Source organism: Bacteroides sp. AM23-12, assembly GCF_003434395.1.
GTDB lineage: Bacteria > Bacteroidota > Bacteroidia > Bacteroidales > Bacteroidaceae > Bacteroides > Bacteroides thetaiotaomicron.
Map to the genome: position 1 here is coordinate 25,330 of NZ_QTLF01000042.1, position 6,000 is coordinate 31,329.

The 6,000-nt window shown below is 42.9% G+C and carries 6 protein-coding genes; all 6 read left to right on the plus strand.

What is annotated here, in order from left to right:
- Positions 1 to 70 precede the first annotated feature (70 nt).
- Positions 71 to 553 carry a cytidine deaminase gene (gene cdd, locus DW640_RS21110; protein ID WP_008762228.1) on the plus strand — a complete coding sequence of 161 codons (483 nt, stop codon included), beginning with the start codon at positions 71 to 73 and terminating at the stop codon, positions 551 to 553.
- Between the two features lie 3 nt (positions 554 to 556).
- Complete coding sequence (locus tag DW640_RS21115; RefSeq protein ID WP_008762227.1) at positions 557 to 1,396, plus strand: AraC family transcriptional regulator; 840 nt, start codon at positions 557 to 559, stop codon at positions 1,394 to 1,396.
- A gap of 88 nt (positions 1,397 to 1,484) precedes the next feature.
- A complete protein-coding gene (locus DW640_RS21120) occupies positions 1,485 to 2,066 on the plus strand; it encodes a DUF417 family protein (RefSeq protein ID WP_008764769.1) in 582 nt (193 codons plus the stop codon).
- A gap of 103 nt (positions 2,067 to 2,169) precedes the next feature.
- On the plus strand, positions 2,170 to 3,543 hold the full coding sequence (locus tag DW640_RS21125) for an FAD-dependent oxidoreductase (protein WP_008762225.1): 1,374 nt from the start codon (positions 2,170 to 2,172) through the stop codon (positions 3,541 to 3,543).
- 196 nt (positions 3,544 to 3,739) lie between these two features.
- Positions 3,740 to 4,837 (plus strand): two-component regulator propeller domain-containing protein, encoded by a 1,098-nt coding sequence (locus DW640_RS24095; RefSeq protein ID WP_233525465.1) that lies wholly within the window; start codon positions 3,740 to 3,742, stop codon positions 4,835 to 4,837.
- Positions 4,770 to 6,000: two-component regulator propeller domain-containing protein (locus DW640_RS24100; RefSeq protein ID WP_304466182.1), on the plus strand; the 1,231-nt coding region annotated here is incomplete at its 3' end. The genes DW640_RS24095 and DW640_RS24100, both read left to right, overlap by 68 nt.

Below are 6,000 nucleotides of genomic sequence, written 5' to 3' on the forward strand. Positions count from 1 at the left end.
ATAATTGGGATTATCAATCTCTTTTCTAACTTTGTAACATTAATAATGTAGAACTAACCTATTTACCGATATGAAGGACCTCACAATTACCGCTATAATCAAAGTATATCAATACGATGAACTGAACGAAGCTGACCGGTCATTAATGAAAACAGCCATGGAAGCAACCGCCCGCAGCTACGCTCCTTATTCGCATTTCTCAGTAGGCGCCGCCGCACTGCTGAACAACGGAACCATTGTGACGGGAACCAATCAGGAGAACGCAGCTTACCCGTCGGGACTTTGTGCGGAACGTACTACCCTGTTCTATGCCAACTCGCAGTATCCCGACCAACCGGTAAATACCCTCGCTATCGCAGCAAGAACCGAAAAGGACTTTATAGAAACTCCTATTCCTCCTTGTGGCGCCTGCCGCCAAGTGATTCTGGAAACGGAAAAACGTTACGGCCAGCCTATCCGTATTCTGCTATACGGCAGGGAATGTATCTACGAAGTAAAAAGTATCGGCGATTTACTACCGCTGTCATTTGACGCATCAGCCATGGAGGAATAAATTATGTTACAACAGTATCACACCAAACTAAAAGGAACACTCGCTCTCACAGATTCTTATCTGACAGAGAAAGCTTTGCAAAAAGAAAAAGGACTCTATAAGTTTATATGGGTCCGCCAAGGAAGCATTACAGTAGAAATCGACCATCAAGAGATGGTACTTTCAAAAGACGACGTTATCTCACTGACTCATCTGCAGCATCTTGAATTTAAGTCCATAGATGGTGAATATATGACTTTGCTGTTCAACAGCAACTTCTATTGTATCTATGGAAACGACCACGAAGTGTCGTGCAGCGGCTTCCTTTTCAACGGTTCGTCCCACCTTGTCCGCTTCACACTAAACGAAGCAGAGCGCCGGCAACTGGACCAGATTACCGAAGCCATGGAAAACGAGTTCACCGTTTCCGACAGCCTGCAGGAAGAAATGCTGCGTATCCTGCTGAAGCGTTTCATCATCCAATGCACCCGAATCGCCCGTCAGCGACTGGATATCACGCGCGAAAAGGAATCCGGCTTCGAGATTGTCCGCCAGTATTACAATCTGGTAGACGAGCATTACCGGACCAAAAAACAGGTACAGGACTATGCCGATATGCTTCACAAGTCACCGAAGACACTTTCGAACATTTTCTCAACATGTAAGCTGCCTTCTCCGCTAAGGGTCATCCACGAACGGGTGGAAGCGGAAGCCAAACGCCTCCTGCTCTACAGCAATAAGAGCGCGAAAGAAATTGCCGATATTCTGGGATTTGAAGACCAGGCTTCTTTCAGCCGTTTTTTCAAAAATATGACAGGACAGAGTGCCGTACAGTTCAGAAATACGGAAGTTGGGAAGAATTGATAAGTGAAGCGGAAGTATTGCCATTTCGGAGGTATGCAGAAAGCACGACCTTTGCGGTATAAAGTTAAACCCATAAAAAGACCGCAAAATGAAAGAGAAATTTATTGCTTTGCTTACCTTCACTTCCAGCTTGAAGAATTTCGGAATTAAGTTTATCCGTGTAGCTATCTTAGTCGTATTCGTATGGATTGGTGGACTGAAATATTTCCACTACGAAGCCGACGGAATTGTTCCTTTCGTAGCCAACAGTCCCTTCATGAGCTTCTTCTATGCGAAAGATGCTCCTGAATACAAAGACCACAAAAATCCGGAAGGAGCCTTCGTTCCGGAAAACCGCGCCTGGCACGAAGCCAATCGCACTTATACTTTCTCCTATGGATTAGGAGCGCTCATCATGAGTATCGGCATTCTGGTATTCCTGGGCATTTTCTTCCCGAAAGTAGCGCTGGTAGGTGACACGCTCGCCATCATTATGACGTTAGGCACACTATCCTTTCTTGTCACCACGCCCGAAGTCTGGGTTCCGAATCTGGGTGGAGATGAATTTGGCTTCCCGCTATTGTCCGGTGCCGGAAGACTGGTTATCAAAGATATCGTTATTCTCGCAGGAGCCGTAGTGCTTCTTTCAGACTCGTCACAACGCGTACTCAAAACACTGAAAAAAAGTTGATTCTGTCCGCTACGGACACCTTTGCTTCCCGGATATGACGCAAAACAAATATACTCTTCATGTGTTATAATAGCTGAGTATAAATCGTTAATGAAAGGAAGTTATGAAACAATATGATGCAATTATTATAGGGTTCGGCAAGGCAGGAAAAACACTGGCTGCCGAACTTTCCAACAGAGGATGGCAGGTCGCTGTCGTCGAACAGTCCGATGAAATGTACGGAGGGGCTTGCCCTAACGTAGCCTGTATACCAACCAAAACTTTGATTCACGAATCAGAGATTTCCACCCTGCTTTATCACAATGATTTTGATAAGCAGAGTAACATGTATAGGCAGGCGATTGCCAGAAAAAACAAACTTACCTCTTTTTTAAGAGAAAATAACTACGAGAAATTAAGCAAACGCCCTAATGTGACTATTTACACAGGTAAAGGGTCTCTCGTTTCAGCCAATACGGTGAAAGTTGCTCTTCCCGAAGAAGAAATCGAACTGCAGGGAAAAGAGATTTTTATCAATACCGGCTCTACACCTATTATTCCCAATATAGAGGGTATTCAGCAAAGTCGAAATGTGTACACCAGTACCACTCTTCTGGAGTTGGATATTCTGCCAAAGCACCTGATTATTGTAGGCGGAGGCTATATCGGACTGGAGTTTGCTTCGATGTACGCCGGCTTCGGAAGTAAAGTGACTCTTCTCGAAGCAGGAAACAGATTCATGCCCCGCAATGATTCGGATATTGCAAAAAGCGTTCGGGAAGTGATGGAGAAGAAAGGAGTCGAGATTCGTCTGAATGTCCGTACTCAATCGATCCATGATACACACGACGGGGTAACTCTGACTTATTCGGATACTTCGGACGGCACTCCTTACTTTGTAGACGGTGATGCGATCCTTATTGCCACAGGCCGCAAACCAATGATTGAAGGACTGAACCTGCAAGCAGCTGGTGTAGAAGTCGATGCGCACGGGGCAATTGTAGTCAATGACCAATTACATACCAATGCCCCTCATATATGGGCAATGGGAGATGTAAAAGGAGGAGCCCAATTTACCTATGTCTCACTGGATGATTTTCGTATTATCCGGGATCAGCTTTTCGGGGACAAGAAACGTGACATCAACGACAGAGATCCTCTGCCTTATGCTGTATTTATCGATCCGCCATTGGCACATATCGGAATTACGGAAGAGGAGGCACTGAGAAAGGGGTATTCTTTCAAAGTCTCCCGACTGCCGGCAACCTCCATTGTCCGTTCGCGTACCTTGCAACAGACTGATGGGATGCTGAAAGCTATTATCAATAGCCATAGCGGTAAGATTATGGGATGTACCCTGTTCTGTACCGATGCTCCGGAACTGATCAATATGGTTGCAATGGCTATGAAGACAGGACAGACTTCTACGTTCCTGCGTGACTTCATCTTCACACATCCGAGTATGAGCGAGGGGTTGAATCAATTATTCGACGTATAAAATTAATAATAAACAGAGCCTGCAAATCTAGTAAACAGAGGCTCTATTAGTACTAAACAGAGCCTCTAAACTAAGAGAATAGAGGCTCTAAAATCATAGACTGTAATTCCCGGATTCTATATTTTTATTTATTTACGCAAGAATCTAAAGATAATCTTGTATATTTGTTAAATGGAATCTAATAGAATGCAGTATAATGGTATATAGAATATTCTGGCTACTTCTTATTACAACAACTTTATTAATGTTTCCCGTCCATGCACAGGATCGTCTGAAGAATTTAGAATTCAAACAATTCTCAACTCCGGACGGATTACCCAACAGTATGGTTCATCAGGTCTATCAAGATCGGGACGGTTACATCTGGATTCCCACCTTCTATGGATTATTCCGGTATGATGGTTATGAAGTCAGAACATATAAATCAAATCTTTACACTCCGGGACTACTGACCAATAATAATGTACTTTGCGTAGAAGAAGACTATTCCCACAGACTATGGATAGGAACTCATGAAGGTCTCTGTGTACTCGATAAGCAAACGGGACAAATGAGAAAAATGCAACTGGAAGGAATCAACAAACATCGTTTGAACGAAATCCACGTAACCAAAGAGAACAAAGTCTATCTGGGATATATCCGTGGAATGGCATATTATGATGCAGGACAGGATACATTGGTCCTGATGACACACAAGAATTGTAAAGGCGAAGTACCCGAACAAAAGAATGTTCAAACCATACTTGAAGATGAAAATGGTGATTTACTGATTGGTACCTGGCAAGACGGGCTCTACCGTTATCACATAAAAGAGAATAAGTTCATCCATTACCCTCCATTGAGCGAAAACAATTCCGTTTTGTCATTATTTCAGGATTCCAGAGGAGTTCTATGGGTGGGAACAAGCGGGTATGGTCTTTATAAGGTTAATTTCTCTTCGGACAAGCAGACATTGTCTATTGAAAAAAATTACAGATACGATCCTCTGAATATTTCCTCTATCCCTTCTGATTATATTTATTCTATCCATGAAGACTTGCAGACACATTCGTTATGGCTGGGAAGCCGGGATGGAATTGGCATTATGAATATGGCTAACGAAGGGACGTTCATCAATTACAAAGAATCGAACCCAGAACATTATTTGCCCGTACGCGAAGTGAACACCGTTTTTCGAGATAAAAACGGATTGATGTGGATTGGAACAAAAGGAACAGGAGTTTTTCATGCAGATACACACGCACGTTCTTTTGATGTCCTCTACCCACGTGGTAACGGGGAAGTTCTTTACTGATTTGATCTCTACCTTATATATAGAAGAGAATGGAGCTTCCTGGATTGGTTTCGGATATGGAGTGGATTACCAGTCGAGAGACAAGAAGATATCTTTAATACCCTCCAAACGTCCCTATCACATTTCCTACAGCCCTACTTCCCAAGAAGTGCTGCTCGCCATTCATGATGGCGGAGTGATGGCTTGTCAGAATGGAAAGATTATCCACCAATATAAGACTTCAAATTGTGGTTTCATTCCTCATGATCTGGTATATTGGGTACATGAAGACCATAAGGGGAATTGGTGGCTAGGCACCTATAAGGGAGTTGGAGTCCGATATAAGGATGGTCGTGAATATTGTTTCAGCCGTATGCCTGGCATTGATGCCTTACTCTCTAAAGAAATTACCTGCATAATGGAAGATAATGACGGCTCCTTGTGGCTGGCAACCAACAATAATGGTATAGTTCATGTAACTGGAAATATGGAGCAACCGGAAACATTACATTGCCAAAACTACTGTATGGAGAACAAACTGTTACCGGTCAATACTCCCCTTTGTTTTCTATTGGATAAAAGCGGCAGAATATGGGTAGGCACAGAAGGAAGCGGACTTTGTCTGTATAATGTACAAGATGATTGTTTTGAATCCGTCCATCAAGCATACAATTTACCGGGAGATATGGTAGGCAGTATGGAAGAAGATAATCATGGAAACCTTTGGTTAGGCACTAATCAAGGATTGGCAAGATTGACTATCACCGGGGAGGAAAAAGGAAGAGTACGGACTTTTACTGTTGCAGATGGATTAGCAGATAACCTCTTTAATCAAAACGCATCTTTTTATCGCAATGGAACTTTCTATTTCGGATGTAGCCGCGGAATAGTTACTTTTGACTCCGAAATGATGAAGGAGAAACACTCTGATATTTCTTTGCGCATAACGGATATATTAATAGACGGCAAATCATTGGAACAAATACCGGAACAGCAAAAAAGCAAGATATCCTCTTTTACTGCCGATTATACAAAGACTCTCATCATCCCGTCAGCATATACCAATTTTACTATCCGCTTTGCATCGCTCACTTACAACCAGCCCCAACTGAACAAGTACGCATACAGGCTGCAAGGTTTTGACACATTTACATTTGCAGTATTAAATATCACAACAAAATATA

Excerpts from the sequence above, each read along its gene's own strand:
- DW640_RS21125 (WP_008762225.1), top strand. The coding sequence starts at position 2,170 with ATGAAACAATATGATGCAATTATTATAGGGTTCGGCAAGGCAGGAAAA.
- DW640_RS21115 (WP_008762227.1), top strand. The coding sequence starts at position 557 with ATGTTACAACAGTATCACACCAAACTAAAAGGAACACTCGCTCTCACA.
- DW640_RS24095 (WP_233525465.1), top strand. The coding sequence starts at position 3,740 with ATGGTATATAGAATATTCTGGCTACTTCTTATTACAACAACTTTATTA.
- DW640_RS21120 (WP_008764769.1), top strand. The coding sequence starts at position 1,485 with ATGAAAGAGAAATTTATTGCTTTGCTTACCTTCACTTCCAGCTTGAAG.
- cdd (WP_008762228.1), top strand. The coding sequence starts at position 71 with ATGAAGGACCTCACAATTACCGCTATAATCAAAGTATATCAATACGAT.